Origin of the sequence: Belliella alkalica, from assembly GCF_022549785.1 — a bacterium.
GTDB lineage: Bacteria > Bacteroidota > Bacteroidia > Cytophagales > Cyclobacteriaceae > Belliella > Belliella alkalica.
Genome location: NZ_JAKZGO010000001.1, coordinates 107,596 through 124,061, shown reverse-complemented (window position 1 = coordinate 124,061; position 16,466 = coordinate 107,596). Strand labels below are relative to the sequence as shown.

At 34.6% G+C, this 16,466-nt stretch carries 16 protein-coding genes; 6 read left to right on the top strand and 10 right to left on the bottom strand.

Annotated elements, in window-relative coordinates; translation table 11 throughout:
- Positions 1-9 precede the first annotated feature (9 nt).
- Both MM213_RS00565 and MM213_RS00560 read right to left on the bottom strand, forming a co-directional pair.
- Positions 10-906 carry a class I SAM-dependent methyltransferase gene (locus MM213_RS00565; RefSeq protein ID WP_241409340.1) on the bottom strand — a complete coding sequence of 299 codons (897 nt, stop codon included), beginning with the start codon at positions 904-906 and terminating at the stop codon, positions 10-12.
- Positions 907-1,054: 148 nt separating this feature from the next.
- A complete protein-coding gene (locus MM213_RS00560) occupies positions 1,055-1,888 on the bottom strand; it encodes an SDR family NAD(P)-dependent oxidoreductase (RefSeq protein ID WP_241409339.1) in 834 nt (277 codons plus the stop codon).
- Between the two features lie 246 nt (positions 1,889-2,134).
- Here MM213_RS00560 and glsA point away from each other — a divergent pair, with 246 nt between their 5' ends.
- Genes glsA through MM213_RS00545 form a run of 3 tightly spaced genes read left to right on the top strand, consistent with a single transcriptional unit; the run spans position 2,135 to position 4,288 of the window.
- Entirely contained in the window at positions 2,135-2,950 is an 816-nt protein-coding gene (glsA, locus tag MM213_RS00555; protein WP_241409338.1) for a lyso-glycine lipid O-acyltransferase GlsA, read from the top strand.
- Between the two features lie 12 nt (positions 2,951-2,962).
- Positions 2,963-3,916 (top strand): glycine N(alpha)-acyltransferase GlsB, encoded by a 954-nt coding sequence (gene glsB / locus MM213_RS00550; RefSeq protein ID WP_241409337.1) that lies wholly within the window; start codon positions 2,963-2,965, stop codon positions 3,914-3,916.
- Positions 3,917-3,922: 6 nt separating this feature from the next.
- Positions 3,923-4,288, top strand: a complete 366-nt coding sequence (locus tag MM213_RS00545) for a CoA-binding protein (protein ID WP_241409336.1) — start codon at positions 3,923-3,925, stop codon at positions 4,286-4,288.
- Here MM213_RS00545 and MM213_RS00540 read toward each other — a convergent pair.
- From MM213_RS00540 to MM213_RS00530, 3 genes are all read right to left on the bottom strand, one after another.
- A complete protein-coding gene (locus MM213_RS00540) occupies positions 4,279-5,157 on the bottom strand; it encodes a Brp/Blh family beta-carotene 15,15'-dioxygenase (RefSeq protein ID WP_241409334.1) in 879 nt (292 codons plus the stop codon). The genes MM213_RS00545 and MM213_RS00540 overlap by 10 nt on opposite strands.
- A complete protein-coding gene (locus MM213_RS00535) occupies positions 5,144-6,289 on the bottom strand; it encodes a lycopene cyclase family protein (RefSeq protein ID WP_241409333.1) in 1,146 nt (381 codons plus the stop codon). Before MM213_RS00535 ends, MM213_RS00540 begins: the two co-directional genes overlap by 14 nt.
- Before the next feature lie 61 nt (positions 6,290-6,350).
- Positions 6,351-7,097, bottom strand: a complete 747-nt coding sequence (locus MM213_RS00530; RefSeq protein ID WP_241409332.1) for a bacteriorhodopsin-like — start codon at positions 7,095-7,097, stop codon at positions 6,351-6,353.
- 378 nt (positions 7,098-7,475) lie between these two features.
- Between MM213_RS00530 and gyrB the strand changes: the two genes are divergently transcribed.
- Both gyrB and ppk1 read left to right on the top strand, forming a co-directional pair.
- A complete protein-coding gene (gene gyrB / locus MM213_RS00525; protein ID WP_241409331.1) occupies positions 7,476-9,437 on the top strand; it encodes a DNA topoisomerase (ATP-hydrolyzing) subunit B in 1,962 nt (653 codons plus the stop codon).
- A gap of 166 nt (positions 9,438-9,603) precedes the next feature.
- Positions 9,604-11,724 (top strand): polyphosphate kinase 1, encoded by a 2,121-nt coding sequence (gene ppk1, locus MM213_RS00520; protein ID WP_241409329.1) that lies wholly within the window; start codon positions 9,604-9,606, stop codon positions 11,722-11,724.
- A 416-nt stretch (positions 11,725-12,140) separates the two neighbouring features.
- Here the strand turns inward: ppk1 and MM213_RS00515 are convergent, their stop codons facing one another.
- From MM213_RS00515 to MM213_RS00500, 4 genes are all read right to left on the bottom strand, one after another.
- Positions 12,141-13,028 (bottom strand): Ppx/GppA phosphatase family protein, encoded by an 888-nt coding sequence (locus MM213_RS00515; RefSeq protein WP_241409327.1) that lies wholly within the window; start codon positions 13,026-13,028, stop codon positions 12,141-12,143.
- A 114-nt stretch (positions 13,029-13,142) separates the two neighbouring features.
- Positions 13,143-13,352 (bottom strand): hypothetical protein, encoded by a 210-nt coding sequence (locus tag MM213_RS00510; protein WP_241273386.1) that lies wholly within the window; start codon positions 13,350-13,352, stop codon positions 13,143-13,145.
- A gap of 56 nt (positions 13,353-13,408) precedes the next feature.
- Positions 13,409-14,389, bottom strand: coding sequence for a TerC family protein (locus MM213_RS00505; RefSeq protein WP_241409326.1), 981 nt, complete (start codon positions 14,387-14,389; stop codon positions 13,409-13,411).
- A 56-nt stretch (positions 14,390-14,445) separates the two neighbouring features.
- Entirely contained in the window at positions 14,446-14,727 is a 282-nt protein-coding gene (locus tag MM213_RS00500) for a YidH family protein (RefSeq protein ID WP_241409324.1), read from the bottom strand.
- A 186-nt stretch (positions 14,728-14,913) separates the two neighbouring features.
- On the opposite strand from MM213_RS00500, the gene MM213_RS00495 reads away from it, so the two are divergent.
- Positions 14,914-15,396 (top strand): deoxycytidylate deaminase, encoded by a 483-nt coding sequence (locus MM213_RS00495; protein WP_241409322.1) that lies wholly within the window; start codon positions 14,914-14,916, stop codon positions 15,394-15,396.
- On the opposite strand, the gene murB is transcribed toward MM213_RS00495, so the two are convergent.
- Positions 15,393-16,436: a UDP-N-acetylmuramate dehydrogenase gene (gene murB / locus MM213_RS00490; RefSeq protein ID WP_255806891.1), complete on the bottom strand. Its 1,044-nt coding sequence runs from the start codon at positions 16,434-16,436 to the stop codon at positions 15,393-15,395. The genes MM213_RS00495 and murB overlap by 4 nt on opposite strands.
- Between the last annotated feature and the right edge of the window lie 30 nt (positions 16,437-16,466).

Below are 16,466 nucleotides of genomic sequence, written 5' to 3'. Positions count from 1 at the left end.
ACTTTTTATTTAGAACTTTCTGAACCTGAAGAAAATTCCTAGAGGTAATTTTTTCTCAAATCTATCTACTAAATATAATTCTCCATGCTCTGCATTGTTGACCTCTTTGAAGTTTGAATTCACCAAATTAGCTGCTATGATTGAGCTAAAGCTTAACGAATACATATTTAGAATTAGGAAGTGATGTTCAGGTTCCAAAAGCTCTGCACAAAGCTTAAGCATTTCATTGATTTGCTCTTCCAAAATCCATTTTTCACCATCAGGTCCTCTTCCATATGCTGGAGGGTCAAGAATGATTCCATGGTATTTATTTCCTCTTCTTACTTCTCTTTTGATGAATTTCATTGCATCATCTACGATCCATCGGATTCCTTCCATGCCTGAAGATTCCATATTGTGCTTGGACCAAGTGACCACTTGCTTTACAGAATCAAGGTGTGTGACTTCAGCGCCAGTACCTCTGGCTGCTACAGAAGCAGCACCTGTATAGGCAAAAAGATTCAATATTTTTGGCTGCTTGATTGGAAGCTTCTTGACTGTATCGGTAATGTAATCCCAGTTGACAGCCTGCTCTGGGAACAAACCTATATGCTTAAATGAAGTCATCGCCAAATTCAACCTTAGCTTTAGGTTATCTTGGTTTTTGTAGCTTATCTGCCAGTTATGTGGGATTTTTTTCAGTTCGTTCCAATGACCTTTTTCTGGATTGTTTTTCTCCTTGGAAAAAATAGCATGTGCCATTGATTTCCATTCATGTTCTTCCAGACTTTTATCCCAAATAGCTTGAGGTTCGGGTCTACTCAAAATAAACTCACCAAAGCGTTCAAGTTTTTCAAATCCGCCTGTATCTATCAGTTCATAATCCTCCCAATTCTGAGGAGTCAAAGACAAAATTGTTTCCTTCATATTACAAAAGTAAACATATAACTTTAATGGGTGGGAAATTCAATTAAAAATGCAATCAATCTGAAACGTTCATTTAATTTTAAATAGGTTTTTTTACCAAGCAAATGTAAATTGGCACACAGATTTTTACATATGGAAGAAATTCAACTTACATCCATTTTTTGAGTAATTCCTCACTTTTCAACCAAAGTTTTTCGCGCATGTTTTTTGAATTGGCAGATTTGGATGGAGTTGTAGGTTTAGATTTTTTGAAATAAGCACCATTATGTTTTGCATCAATAGCTGTTTTGGCCAAGTAGATTGTTGTTTGGGCTCCTTGCTCGGCAGTAATCATAAAGGGACCAGCCAATTTCCACAGAAAAGAAAATACACCTGCTGATTCTTTCGCAAAATTTGTCTTCACCACGCCTGGATGCAGCGCGTAGGATTTCAATCCTTGTGGACCAAACTTCTCTACTAAGGATTTTGAAAATAGAATGTTGAAAAGTTTTACATTGGCATATGATCCAAAGGAGCTAAAGGTACTTTTTTGGTAATTCAAATCATTAAAATCAACTTTGGCCATTCTGTGTGCTTCAGAGCTTACATTGATCACTTTTGCTATTTTGCTTCTTAGAAGTAATGGCATCAATTTATTTGTCAAAAGGAAGTGCCCCAAGTGATTTGCAGAAATGCTCATTTCGAAGCCATCCTTTGTGATTTCTTTTTCTTTGAAAATTCCACCTGCATTGTTTATCAATACATCCAAGTGATCGGTTTTTGTTTGGATGACATTTGCAGCTTCCGCCACAGAATCCATGTCAGCAAGATTGAGCTCTATGAAGATGCATTTTTTCTGATCGATTTCTGAAAAGCTACTGATGAGAGCATTGCTTTTTGATTCATTTCTTGCAAGGACAAAAATTTGATCGAAATTTTTCAATAAAGCTTTTAATGCTTGTTCTCCAATACCTGAGGTTGCTCCTGTGATTGCTAAGTTCATGGTTATGTCTTTAGTGAGTTAAACTCAGGACAGCCAAGAATGTTGTTTTTATTTTTTTAAAATGAAATTTTGTAAACTTAAATAAAACATAATCTTTATCTAAAATTTTGTATTTTTAGGCTTTTGAAAATTTGATATTTATAAAAATTAGAAACTTCTATTTTATAAAAAAATCGAGTGTTTTGAAAATCAAATTCTTAAGAGAAACTTAAAGAGGAAACTACAAGTAAACTACAATACAAAAAAGTGAAAACAAAGGAACCTTTTATTGACGTAGAAAAAGTTCTAAAGGAGAAAAACGCAAACCTTCACAAATGGCTTCCTAATTTTGCAATAAGCTATATCAAAAGGATTGTTCATGAAGATGATATCAATCAGATCATGTCAAAGCACGGCCATTTGCAAGGAATGGACTTTGTAAATGGACTGATTGAGGAGTTTGGAGTAGATGTTACACTTACTGGAGCAGAAAACATACCTTTAGATAGGTCGGTTATATTTGCTTCTAATCATCCTTTGGGAGGCATGGACGGGATTGCTTTTTTGTATGCGCTAGGAAAATATAGGACAGATATTCGGTTTTTGGTGAATGATATTCTTACGAATATCAAAAATTTTGAGCCAATGTTTATTCCAGTCAATAAGCATGGATCAAATAGCAGGGAAGTTACCAAGTTGATTGAGGACACATATGCAAGTGACAATGCAATTTTGGTTTTTCCGGCGGGCTTAGTATCACGAAAGCAAGAAAAGGGAATCATTGATCTCGAATGGAAAAAAAGCTTTATAAGCAAATCAAAGCGTTACAAAAAAGATATTGTACCAGTATATATAGAAGGAAAGAATTCAAAATTCTTTTATAACTTAGCCAAGTATAGAAAAATGCTCGGCATACAGTCTAATGTTGAAATGTTTTATCTTGCAGACGAAATGTTCTCACAAAGAGGAAAAAGTGTAGTGATTCATGTAGGAAAACCAATATCTTACGAATATTTTGATAGATCGAAAAGTGAAAAGGATTGGGCAGAAGAGGTAAAGAAGTTAGTTTACCAAATGGCCTAAAAAAGTATTTATATGCAAGAAATAATACCATCAGTTGATAAAGAACTCATTAAAAGTGAATTGACACCAGATCGTTTTTTACGATATACAAATAATGGGAACAATCAGATTTATTTGATTGATTACCACATTGCGCCTAATGTTATCAGGGAAATCGGGAGGTTGAGGGAGCTTACTTTCAGAGGAGCAGGAGGAGGCACAGGTCAACCATTGGATATTGATGAAAACGATACTTGTGAGAACTGTTACCAACAATTGATTACATGGAATCCTGAGGAAGAAGAGATTGTTGCTGGATACAGACTGATATATTGTAAAAATGCAAATTTTGATCATCATGGGCAAATTAACCTTTCAACAGCACATCTCTTTGAATTTTCACAGACCTTTATAGATGACTATATCCCAAGCACAATTGAATTGGGAAGGTCTTTTGTTCAACCAAAATATCAACCAAGTATAGACAATAGAAAAGGGCTTTTCTCATTGGATAATCTTTGGGATGGCTTGGGAGCTGTTGTAATGTTACATCCTGATGTCAAATATCTCTTTGGAAAAGTTACGATGTACCCTCATTATAATAGAGGAGCAAGAGATCTCTTGCTTTATTTTATGAACCATTATTTCCCCGACAATGACCATTTAGTAAAGCCTCAGCCTAGCCTAAAGCTCACTTATGAAACTGATATGACTGAGGTAGTAGATGCTTTCAAAGGTCTAAGCTACAAGGATGGGTACAAACTTCTAAATTCAAGGATTAGGGCTGCAAAAGAAAATATCCCACCTTTGATCAATACGTACATGAATCTTTCACCTACCATGAAAACTTTTGGGACAGCCCTTAATGATGAGTTTGGAGCAGTGGAAGAAACAGGTATTTTAATTACAATTGATGACATTTACGAAAGTAAAAAACATCGTCACATGGAAACTTTTGAAAGAGATAGAGTTTTCGGAAGTAGATAAGGTAAAATGAAAAAAACTGTAATAGTAGGAGCAACCACAAACCCCTCAAGATATGCTTATGTCGTAGCAGAAATGCTTTCCAGATATAATGTTCCTTTCGTACCAATTGGAATTAAAAAAGGAACTGTTTTTGGAGAAGCAATCTTGGATATTAGCACCAAACCGATTATTGAGGAAGTTCATACTATTACACTTTACATTGGTCCGCAGCATCAGCCAGAGTGGTATGACTATATTTTATCCCTAAAACCAAAAAGAATAATATTCAACCCAGGAACAGAAAACAAAGAGTTTTTTGATTTGGCAAGGGATAAAAGTATAGAACCTGTAATTGCCTGCAATTTGGTTTTATTGAGTACAGGTCAATTTTGAATTTTTCTACTCTCAATAAACTTATTCATCACAAAAATATGTGGTGCTGAGATCAAAGAAACCAATATAAAAAACAACAATATCATCTGATCTTTTTGGAGGTAATTATTTGAAAGGATTAAAATAAATATGATTCCGAATATGCTGATTATACTAAAAGGCATCAAATGTAGGACGAATTTTTTCAGTTTCTCTTTTGAATAATCTCTAGATACTTCCTCAAACTCAATCAACAAACTTGGCAATGAATGCCAAAAACCAAAATACAACCCAAAACTCAAAAGAAGAGGCGTGAAATATAAAAACACACTAAGCAAAGTAATTTCAATTAACAAAATACTTTTCCTCTCTATTGTTTGAATTAAAGTCAATATAAAACTGACAAAAAATAAACTTAACATAAAAGGATATCTGTAAGGTTCGATAAAGCTAACATCAGCAATGGAAGAAAGAATCTCTTCAGTAGTTTGAAAATCACTTAAAAGGATGATACCTAGAAAATTTGAACCTAAAATAAAATAACATAGAGACCGAAATTTAATCACAGAATGATTGACAAAATGGGTTTGGCCAAAATGATAGGCTGAAATTGCCAAAAAAACAATCAGAGATAACTTTGGAAAAAAATACCAAGTGCACAAGTATATTAACATTATACCAAGGTACCTTGCCAAAAAGACCATTAAGGAGCTAGTAGCTTCTTTGCCTTGAGGCAGCAGATGGTCTATTGCACCATGAGGTATACCGATAATTATAATTACACCAGAAAAAATTACCAATTGAAAAGCTTCTATATTCTCAAAAAATAAATAATACGAAATGGCAATAATTATTGCTATTACCTTCCCGATAAGATTAATGTTTTTCATAGTTCCAAAGTGATTTGATAAATATCCCAAAGGAAAGCTTGCGCAAAATATTGAACTCTTCCAAGAATCTTGTCTCTTCATTTAAAAACTTTAAAACTTGATCTCCTGAGTTTTTAGAAAACATTTCTTGAAAGATTGCAGGTAATTTATCAGGCCATTTGGCAGCAATATTTAATAGAATATTATCATAGAATCTAAATCTATTTGCTCTATTCCAACTGAGCTTGGTCTTATTTCTTCCGAAAGATAAACCATCAACAATCATCTTAGAATGTTTTTGTATGGTATGGAATGTATAGCCTGTTGAGGGCTTTGTGCAACCTCCGATAGTTCCAACATTTATCCAATTTGGATCATCTGAATTTGTAAAATCCTTTGTAGACATTGGAATTGCACCACTTTCTTCAAAAGTTATAACGAAATCGCCTGAAAATTTCTTTTCAATGTATCTTTTTAGTGTGTTTTTCATCTCTTCTATATTCACTCCGGTCTTTGTATACGTTGTATATTCTACCAAAGCCTCACTTTTAGAGTAAGGTAAGATATAAAAGAAGCTAAAGGGGATATTTTGAGTGTTCTCTTCAAAATCCATCAGCACCATCTGCTTTGGATCAAAATATTCTGATTTTGTTTTAATTTTCCAACCCACAAATTCTTGTTTCATAACTTTTTCCGGAAAAGGACTTAAAATTTGAGGTATAGAGTTTATGACAGTTGTTCCCTCAAAAGTCGCATTACTTTTTGTAGTAAAAATATAAGAGCCTGAATTAGATTTTTCGACACTTTGAATGACTTCATTTACAAAAGTAATGTTTGAATTGAATGCAATTCTTGCCCTCATTTCTTTGTAAAAATCAGAAGACTTAATGTGGAAATAGCTGAATTTATTTAATGATATATTTGATTGAATATTACCTTCTAATTTCAAAGACTTCCACGAAACCAAATCACTTTGATTAGGATGTATGTCGAGTTTATCTTCAGACCAATAGCACCATGTTCTATCGTTTTGATCTTTTTTTGAAGAGTCTATACATAGTATTTTTTGATCTTTCAATGGACTGCTGAGCAAGTAATACATAAAGCTAAAACCTGCACAACCAAGTCCAGACACGATGATATCGTAGGTCATTGCTTTGGGTTTTAAAAATTAAAAGCCACCCCACTATTAAGTGAGGTGACTGGTATTAAGTTTATGCAATAGCTTTTTTCTTGTTTGATTCAGCGATAGCCACTGAATAAATTACAAGTCCAAAACCAATTTTATTGATTGCATCTGCAAGGTTGTAGAACAAATCAATACTACTTACTTCAAATGCACCTGAAAGCAAATTTCCTGGAAGAACCATGTATCCAATTGGATAAATTGACCATCCCAGTGTAATGAAAATTTTCAATAGGAACATAGCTTTTGCCAAAGCAGGGCTGTCAGAAGATTTTGCCAATTTTGCGACATCACCAGCAAAAACTTCATACACGATATATAAGTAACCTACAGTAGACAAGACACCCCAAAAGATATTGCTATCAATCCCAGACGTTTCTCCGATGTAACCAGCTACCAACATCAATAATGAAGCTAAGATCAACTTTGTAAGTGTAGATCCTTTAGCTCCAAATGGCTTAGTCAATAGATAAAATTCAACACACATCAATGGAACCGTTAGTGTCCAATCGACATACCTAAACGCCGTTGGCGAACTACCAGTCTGTAAATAGAAATCTCTCATGTAATAATAATGTACAGCTGCTATACCTGTGATAAGACCTGAAACTAGGAGGGATGTTTTCCACTTATCATTAACTGAACTTCTTTCTACAAAGAAGAAAACTGACGAAGCAAACATAGCCATGTACCCTATGAAGAAGGTAATTGCTACAGGATCACTATTGACAATTCGATCCAAACCGATTAATTCTGCTGCAATAATTGTGTTCATTGTTAATTTAATTTAGTTGTGATTGAAGTTAGGAAATATAATTTTGGGTAATTTTTGGAATCAAAAGAGATAAAAATGATTTTTTGTTTAAGATGTTTTTTAAAAAAATAAACAAAAGTAAATGAACAGTCATTAAACCTTGTCAAGATGAAGTAATATGGTACACCAGGTTTTAGTCTTCTTTGGTAATGAAACTGGTAAAAAATGCCAATAAAGCCTTTTGAGATTCAGTCTTTTAAAGAATTAAAATTGACTTGTAATAGGAAATACACCCTTTGATGGGATATGTAATCTCAGATTTTTTGTGTATTATTACGCTTTGTTAGAGAGGTAAAAAAATCTCTTTCTCATCTTAAGTGAAAGAGCTTAAAATTAATTATGAGCGAAAATATAGAAGACAACAATAAGGATTATTCAGCAGGGAATATTCAGGTTTTAGAAGGACTTGAAGCAGTAAGAAAAAGACCTGCGATGTATATTGGTGATGTAGGAGTTAAAGGACTACATCATTTGATTTGGGAAGTAGTAGATAATTCAATAGATGAGGCACTTGCAGGACACTGCGATACGATCCATGTCACTGTAAACGAAGATAATTCCGTAACAGTAGAGGATAATGGTAGGGGAATTCCTACTGATTACCACCCAAAAGAAAAAAAATCTGCCCTAGAAGTAGTAATGACAGTACTTCATGCAGGTGGTAAATTTGACAAAGATACTTACAAAGTTTCTGGGGGCTTGCATGGTGTTGGTGTTTCGTGTGTGAATGCTTTATCTACAATGATGAAAGCCACTGTCCATAGAAATGGGAAAGTTTTTGAACAAGAATACTCTATTGGTATTCCACAGTATGATGTAAGGGAAGTGGGTACAACTGACAAAAGAGGTACAATCATTCACTTCAAGCCTGATACAAGCATTTTTGCCATTACTGAATACAAGTACGAGACAATCGCGAACAGATTGAGGGAAATGTCCTTTTTGAATGCAGGAATTAGGATTTTCCTAAAGGATATGCGTGAGATTGAGGATGATGGAAATCCAAAATCCCAAGAGTTTTTCTCAGAAGGTGGATTGGTGGAATTTGTCCAGTATTTGGATGAAACCAAAGAAAAAATCATCGAACATCCTATCTATATTGAATCTGAAAAAAATGGTGTGCCGGTACAGGTCGCTATGAGTTATAACTCTTCTTATTCAGAAAATGTAGTTTCTTATGTAAATACGATCAATACCTATGAAGGAGGGTCGCACGTATCTGGATTTAGAAGGGCATTGACTAGGACTTTGAAAAGTTACGCAGATAAGTCTGGAATGCTTGATAAGCTGAAGCTGGAAGTTTCAGGTGATGATTTTAGGGAAGGTTTGACCGCAGTTATTTCGGTCAAAGTAGCAGAACCTCAGTTTGAGGGTCAGACAAAAACCAAACTTGGTAACTCTGATGTAGTCGGCGCCGTAGATAGTTCTGTTTCTGAAGTTCTTCAGACATGGCTGGAAGAGCATCCAAAAGAAGCCAAAATTATAGTTGGGAAAGTAGTCTTAGCAGCTCAGGCGCGTCATGCTGCAAGGAAAGCAAGGGAAATGGTTCAACGTAAGAATGTACTTGGAGGTGGTGGACTTCCGGGTAAGCTTGCAGATTGTGCAAATTCAGATCCTACAGTATGTGAATTATATCTTGTCGAAGGTGACTCAGCAGGTGGGTCTGCTAAACAAGGTAGAGACAGGGATTTTCAGGCAATTTTGCCATTGAAGGGTAAAATTCTAAATGTTGAAAAAGCTCACGAGCATAAGATTTATGACAATGACGAAATAAAAAATATCCTTACTGCACTTGGAGTAAAGTTCGGAACTGTCAATGGTGATCGTGAACTTGATTTGACAAACTTAAGATATCATAAAATCATCATCATGACCGATGCTGACATCGATGGTTCTCATATTAGAACCTTGATTTTGACATTGTTCTTTAGGTATCTAAGATCCCTTATCGAAAATGGATATGTCTACATCGCCCAGCCACCACTTTACTTGTTGAAAAAAGGTAAGGATGAGCGATATGCTTACAATGAAGATGATAGAAAAGTAATCACAAGGGAAATGGTAGGTGATACTGGCAAAGAAGATAGTATCAATCTGCAGAGATACAAAGGTCTTGGAGAAATGAACCCCGAGCAACTTTGGACTACTACCATGGATCCAAACACAAGAACACTCAAACAGGTCACAATTGAATCAGCTGCTGAGGCAGATCATTTGTTCAGTATGTTGATGGGTGACGAGGTTCCTCCTAGGAGAGATTTTATCGAGAAAAATGCGAAATACGCAAAAATCGATACTTAATCTTTTCTTGAAAAAATCAGAAGGGGGCCAAAAGCTCCCTTTTTTTGTTCCAAAACTATTTGTAAAGAATCTAATGTTATTTTTTCATTATACTTTAAGATAGTTTGAGAACTCTTGGAAGGAACATAAAAAAAATAATTAGATTTGGTCAATACGTTTATATAAAATGAATATAGCAGCTAAAGATAAATTTGATGGAGTTATCAACTCCAGTGACTTGGTAAGTAGAGATCTGAGTTGGTTGAAATTCAACGAAAGAGTTTTTGATCAGTCTAAAAAAGAAAACAGATCAATTTTTGAGAAATTAAAATTTTTGGCAATAACAGCCTCTAATTTGGATGAGTTTTTTATGATCAGAGTAGGGTCATTATACAACTACCTTGATTATGACAAAGAGCGAGTTGATTACTCAGGTCTTAGAGAAGAGCCCTTCAAAATGAAACTGATGCTCGAATGCCAGGAATTTCACAAAAAGCAGCAGGAGCATTTTCAAAAGAATCTCTTACCAAACATGTCTGATTCAGGCTTTATCCTGAGTAATGTGAAAAACTTGACAGCAGACGAGCAAGAGTATATCCGATCATATTTCACAAAGGCTATTTATCCTATGCTTACGCCAATGGTGTATGACGGGTATCGAACTTTTCCAATTCTGATGAATAAACTATTGGTATTTGGAGTTGTGACACTTGCACCGGGAGAGAAAAAAGAAAATAGAAAATTGTCATTTGTACAGATTCCTGCCAACATCCCAAGGTTTTTCGAGGTTGAGAGAGAAGATGTTGTAATTTATATTCCAATTGAAGAAGTGATTAGGGAAAACTTAATCTCTTTGTTCCGAAATGTGAATATTGAATCGGTGAATCTATTTAGAATTACCAGAAATGGTGATTTTACACTTGAGGAAAGTGAAGATATGGATGCCAACTTTCTGGAAGAGGTGAAGCGTAAGCTCAACGAAAGGAAGACTGGTAGGGTAGTGCGAATAGAAATCGAAGAAGGCTATAGCAAATGGATGATTAACTTGCTAAAAGAGCGCTGGAATATTCAGGATGATAGTATTTTCAAAGTAGATAAAAGAAGCATGCTTGATTTTACTGGACTTTGGCAAGTGATTGGAAATAGAAGATTCAAAGACCGACTTCCTCAGATGCCTTCTCCAGTACACCCACTTTCTTATCCTGAAGAAGGTACTGAAGATATCTTCCAAGTTTTGAAGAATAGGGATATCTTGCTCCATCATCCGTACAATAACATTGACCCGATTTTAGACCTTGTAGAAAAGGCTGCTGAAGACAATAATGTCATGGCAATCAAGATGACAATCTACAGGTTGGCAAGTGATTCTAGAATCACTAAGGCATTGTTGAGAGCAGCTGAAAATGGCAAGCATGTTTCAGTTTTATTTGAAGTAAAAGCGAGATTTGATGAAGAAAATAACATCAGAGAGGCCAAAAAACTTCAGAAAGCTGGCTGTTTTGTTATTTATGGGATCTCAAATGTGAAAACCCACACCAAACTAATGCTCATTGTAAAGAAGGATGAAAACAAAATCACCCGATATGTGCATTTAGGTACTGGAAATTACAATGAGGACACAGCAAGACTCTATACTGATATAGGATTGTTGACAACCAATGAAATATTGGCAAATGATGTTTCAGAATTCTTTAATGTCATCACAGGACATTCCATGCCTGAGTCTTATGAAAGCTTGATCACTGCGCCTAGAGACATGCGTAATCAGCTGATAGATTTTATTGAACAAGAGTCAGAAAATGCTAGAAATGGACTACCTTCCGGAATTTTCATTAAAGTTAATTCCTTGGAAGATTCAGAGATAATCTATGCACTTTACAGAGCATCCCAATCAGGTGTTCCTGTAAAATTGATCATTAGAGGAATTTGCTGCTTGCGACCGGGAAGGGAAGGTTTAAGTGAAAACATTGAAGTGTTATCGATAGTAGGGGATTTCCTTGAGCATTCTAGAATTTACCATTTTCATAACAATGGCAAAACTAGAACTTATGCAGGAAGTGCAGATATGATGGTGAGAAGTTTCGATAAAAGACTTGAATCACTATTCAAAGTAGATTCACCACTGCTAGAAAAGCAATTGATGAACATAATTTCATTCAACCTAAGGGATAATGTCAATTCATATAGAATGCAAGAAGATGGATCATATGCTCCAAAAATCCCTAATGATAATGAAGATGAGTTTAACATACACAAAGAATTTTTCAACTTAAATGTTGATGAAGTGATGAATGTCAAATTAATTTAAGGTTTGAGCTGTAGCTAAACAAAGTGATTTTAAATCAATTGAAGCGCGCTGATAATTTATCTGCTCATAACTCGTGTGTGAGGTGACGTAAATAAGAATTGTCCGCTTGGGCCGGTCTTTTAATTTAGCTTCTGGCATTATTGTGAATTATAGTAATTTGAAAAATCAAAAAAGGCAGAGAACATACATTTTTGTATTTTCTCTGCCTTTCTGTATTAAAAAATATATACAATAAAAGTTTTAGAAGATTTTATTCTTTGTGATCATTGTACTTAAAGTCAAAATTCTCAACAATAAGATCGCTGAATTTTGTGGCAACTTAATCTTAATAAAACTCTCCTTTTCTAAGTGGAGCTTTTTTGGTTGATTTTCCAATTCCTGCAACTCTGATCACTTTAGACCATCTTCACCATTCATCATTGAGGTTTTTTGATTTTGTTTCTTTCATATAGCACATTCATTAACCCATCTTTTAATCCCACATCTGGTACGATCATTTTTTTGGAGGCTGCTGCTGTCATGGCTGCAAGATATATTTTGCTTGCTGGAATAATGACATCTGCTCTATCTGGGTTTAAATTAAGCTTGTTGATTCTATCTTCATAGGAAAAGGAAGCTAGATATTCTTGAATCTCTTTTATTTTGTCAGCATCAAGATATCTTTTGTTTTTACTTGGTTTTGACATCTCAAATATCTTATTGATATTTCCTCCCGTCCCAATACATGTTATTCTGTCTTTTTTTGAAATGTTTTCATGAATAAATTTATTCATGCTATTCCAAACAGCTGTAGGGATATTGTCATCTAAAGCCCTTACAGAACCAATTTTAAAGGATTTTGATGCAACTTTTACTTTATTGATATAAATATTCAATTCTGTACTTCCCCCACCTACATCTATATGCAGATATGATTTTTCATCAATGTATGACCATAGAGCAAGGTTAATTAATTCAGCCTCTCTGTTGCCATCGATAACCTGAATTTTCAATCCAATATCCTGCCTTACTTCTTCCACGATCTCTTTTCCGTTGGATGATTCCCGCATGGCAGATGTAGCGCAGACCATATAATCATCTACTTCATATAGATCTATCAAAAGCTTAAAAGCTTTCATCAATTTTACAAATTTCCGTCTATTCTTATCACTAATCTTCTGAACGTGAAATACATCCATCCCCAATCTTAAGGGAAAACGTAGATATTCTAACTTTTTGAAGGTGACTTTTCCTTCGTAGTGGGTGACGTTGGTGATTTGTAGTCTTATGGCGTTTGAGCCAATATCTACAGCTGCTAATTTCAAGGCTTAATATTTAGGTAGGTTAAAAGATGGGGACAAATGTCCCCATTATAAGATTAACTTCAACTATAATCTCAACTAAATTAACCAAAAACATTAACAATTGAGCTTAAAATTTTACTTTTTTCGTCCAGCAAGCAAAACGATAATGCCTGCAGCTACACTTATTCCACCGGCATAATTTGGCCAGCTAACATTGTTCTCTTTCTCTTTATTTACCTGAATAGGGCCTGCATCGATGATATTTTCTTCTGTGTTGAAGCTAAATCCTGAAAATACAAACATGGCTATACCGGCTACAATCAAAATTATTCCTAATGCTTTCATATAATTTACTTAGTTTGTTTGGTGAAAAATAAACAATAAGCTTACCAAAAAAGGTTTTACGCTTTTTGTTCTCTATACCTTTTCAATGATGCGAGAATACTAATCAACAAGATTCCAAAAACCACAGAAAGTGATATATAAGATGGAATATGGTACGCTGCAGAAAGTAACATTTTGAATCCAATAAAAGTCAAAATAAATGCTAGGCCATGTTGTAAGTAATGGAAAAGCTCAAAACTATTAGCAAGTAAAAAGTAAAGTGCCCTTAAACCTAATATTGCAAAAATGTTTGAAGTATAGAGAATTATGGGGTCATTGGAAATTGCGAAAATTGCAGGAATAGAATCGACAGCAAACAACAAATCTGTAAATTCAATTACTGCGACTACTACCAATAATTGGGTGGCAAACCGCTTCCCATTTATTCTCACAAAGAAATTGGAACCATGATATTGAGGATCCACCCTAAAGAGCTTATGAATTAATTTTGTACCCAATGATTTTGAAAAATCCTTAGATTCTTCATCCTCCTCATCTTGCTTCCAAGATTTGATGCCCGCATAGATTAGGAATATTCCAAATGCAGTCATTATTACATTTATATTTAACTCAATATCAGATATTTGAAATCTTGGAATGAAAGTCATTTCTATTAAAGTAACTCCAAAGAAAATGAAGATTCCTCTCATGATTATTGCACCCAATATTCCATAAAAAAGTACTTTGTGCTGATACTTTTCCGGAACTTTGAAAAACTTAAAAACCAAGATAAAAACAAAAAGATTGTCAACACTCAATGCTTTTTCTATTAGAAAAGCAGAGTAATATTGTGAGGATTTTTCCAGGCCAAATTCCCAATAAATATAACCTCCAAATAATAAACCTAAACCTATCCAGACGATAGACCAATTGAGGGCTTCTTTGGTACTTACTTTATGTGCTTCACGATTGAAAACATAAAGATCAATTGCCAACAACCCAAAAATAATTACTGCGAAAGCAATTAAAGCATAACCTTCTTCCTGTACAAATTCCAATGTGAAAAGCTTTAAAGAGTAATTTAAAATTGATTTTAGATAAATTGACTATCAATTTACATTCTGATGTAATTTCCTTTCTTCAGCCTTCTTTTTACTTTGAAATAATTGATAAAACCAATTACAACTAGCAAAACGCTCAAAGCAAAAGCTAGATAGCCTAGGTCACTTACATGACTCAAAACCTTCACTTCCATCAATGCAGTACCACTGACCAAAAAGTACAAAGATGTTCGAATATATGAAAGGAGGGTTCTGTCATTTGCTAGGGTAGTTCTTTGCCTGGCTAAATAATCTCTCACAATCATTTGGTCGTCCGTAAGATTTTCTTTTTCCATTTTTGATTTTGATTTCAGGCAAAAGTACAAATATTACTTTCGAATGAAAAGAAGAAGAAAAAATGCTTAAACCTTAATTTTGAAAAAATATCTTCAAAATGCATACAGCAATGCGGTTTTGTTTTATTTTCTTTGTCCTTTGAAAGAAGCGATAATCCTGCTGCAGCGATATAGGAACAAAGAATTATGATACGACCGAACTTTGATGATATTTTTATGGAATTGGCAGTGAATCTTGCCAAAAGATCTCACTGTATCAAAAAACACGTTGGAGCTGTATTGGCAAAAGACACAAGGATCATTTCAATTGGTTATAATGGCCCACCATCAGGTACTCACAATTGTGACGAGGAGTTCCCTATAGAAGGTTGCGCAAGAGATAGTAAAGGAAGTTGCACATTAGCACTTCATGCAGAGCAAAATGCTATTTTGTATGCAGTCAAAAACAATACTTCTGTAGAAGGTTCTACATTATACGTGACTTTAGCGCCATGTTTGGCATGTGCGAGAATTATCTTCTCAATGGGGATAGAAAGGGTGATTTATATGTATTCTTATGCAGAATACAAAGGTTTGCCTTTTGATGAAGGAGTGGAGTTCCTGAGAAAATTTGGGGTTCAAGTGGAAAAATACCAGAAGGTATTTATTGTAGATGATCCCTTAATCTAAAGAAAATTCACTTCTGCATGTAGATCCACATTGAATTTCTGTTTCACAGAATCTTGGATTTTTTTGCTAAGCTCAGCTATTTCTCTTCCATCGCCTCCGCCATAGTTCACAAGAACCAATGGTTGAAGTTTATGAACACCGATATTCCCCTGAGTATAGCCTTTCCAACCCGCTTGTTCTATTAGCCAAGCAGCAGGAACTTTGATTCCTTCTTCATTTGGATATCCAGGAATAGCAGGGTTTTCAATTTTCAGTCGTTCGAATTGAGGAATTGAAATAGTAGGGTTTTTGAAAAAACTTCCCGCATTTCCAATCACTTTGGGATCTGGAAGTTTGCTTTGTCTAATTTTGATAACAGCATCTGAAATTGCCTGAATACTCAGGTCTTTGATGTTCATTTCCTCCAAAGTTTGCGAAATCGCACCATATTCCGTGTGAAATGTAGGTTGCTTTTTTAATTTGAACACAACGTTGGTAATAACATACTTTCCTTTTAGCGTATTTTTAAAAACACTCTCTCTATAGCCAAATTTACAATCCTTCCAGCTAAAGTATTCACGATCAAGCGTTTCTCTATTTATGGCATACAAGCCTTCAAAAACCTCTTTGATTTCTATTCCATAAGCACCAATATTCTGCATTGGTGAAGCACCTACAGTTCCAGGTATCAATGATAAATTTTCTACTCCAGCCCAATTTTTTTGGATACAATGCAAGACGAACTCGTGCCAATTTTCACCTGCTCCAACTTCTATATATACCTCTTCATCAGATTCTTGGATCAACTTTATCCCTTTGATTTCTATTTTTAAGACCAATGCATGTATATCATCTGTCAATAGAATATTACTTCCTCCACCTAAGATAATCAAAGGTGTATTTTGGCTATTAGCATACTTCAAAGCTTCAATAACTTCATTTTCTGAAGATATTTGAGTAAAAAATTTGGCTTTTTTGTCAATGCCAAAGGTATTATATGGTTTTAAAGAAATGTTTTCTTGTATCTTCATGTTTTGAAATTCTACTTGCGAAGTAAGCAAGATTTTGAGTAAATAGGAAATTCAAAATTA

What these genes read in the sequence shown, in the direction of transcription:
- MM213_RS00510 (WP_241273386.1), bottom strand. Translation starts at nt 13,352, where the DNA reads ATGAAAGCATTAGGAATAATTTTGATTGTAGCCGGTATAGCCATGTTT.
- MM213_RS00495 (WP_241409322.1), top strand. Translation starts at nt 14,914, where the DNA reads ATGATACGACCGAACTTTGATGATATTTTTATGGAATTGGCAGTGAAT.
- MM213_RS00500 (WP_241409324.1), bottom strand. Translation starts at nt 14,727, where the DNA reads ATGGAAAAAGAAAATCTTACGGACGACCAAATGATTGTGAGAGATTAT.
- MM213_RS00535 (WP_241409333.1), bottom strand. Translation starts at nt 6,289, where the DNA reads ATGACCTACGATATCATCGTGTCTGGACTTGGTTGTGCAGGTTTTAGC.
- MM213_RS00560 (WP_241409339.1), bottom strand. Translation starts at nt 1,888, where the DNA reads ATGAACTTAGCAATCACAGGAGCAACCTCAGGTATTGGAGAACAAGCA.
- MM213_RS00530 (WP_241409332.1), bottom strand. Translation starts at nt 7,097, where the DNA reads ATGAACACAATTATTGCAGCAGAATTAATCGGTTTGGATCGAATTGTC.
- MM213_RS00545 (WP_241409336.1), top strand. Translation starts at nt 3,923, where the DNA reads ATGAAAAAAACTGTAATAGTAGGAGCAACCACAAACCCCTCAAGATAT.
- gyrB (WP_241409331.1), top strand. Translation starts at nt 7,476, where the DNA reads ATGAGCGAAAATATAGAAGACAACAATAAGGATTATTCAGCAGGGAAT.
- glsB (WP_241409337.1), top strand. Translation starts at nt 2,963, where the DNA reads ATGCAAGAAATAATACCATCAGTTGATAAAGAACTCATTAAAAGTGAA.
- MM213_RS00565 (WP_241409340.1), bottom strand. Translation starts at nt 906, where the DNA reads ATGAAGGAAACAATTTTGTCTTTGACTCCTCAGAATTGGGAGGATTAT.
- MM213_RS00540 (WP_241409334.1), bottom strand. Translation starts at nt 5,157, where the DNA reads ATGAAAAACATTAATCTTATCGGGAAGGTAATAGCAATAATTATTGCC.
- ppk1 (WP_241409329.1), top strand. Translation starts at nt 9,604, where the DNA reads ATGAATATAGCAGCTAAAGATAAATTTGATGGAGTTATCAACTCCAGT.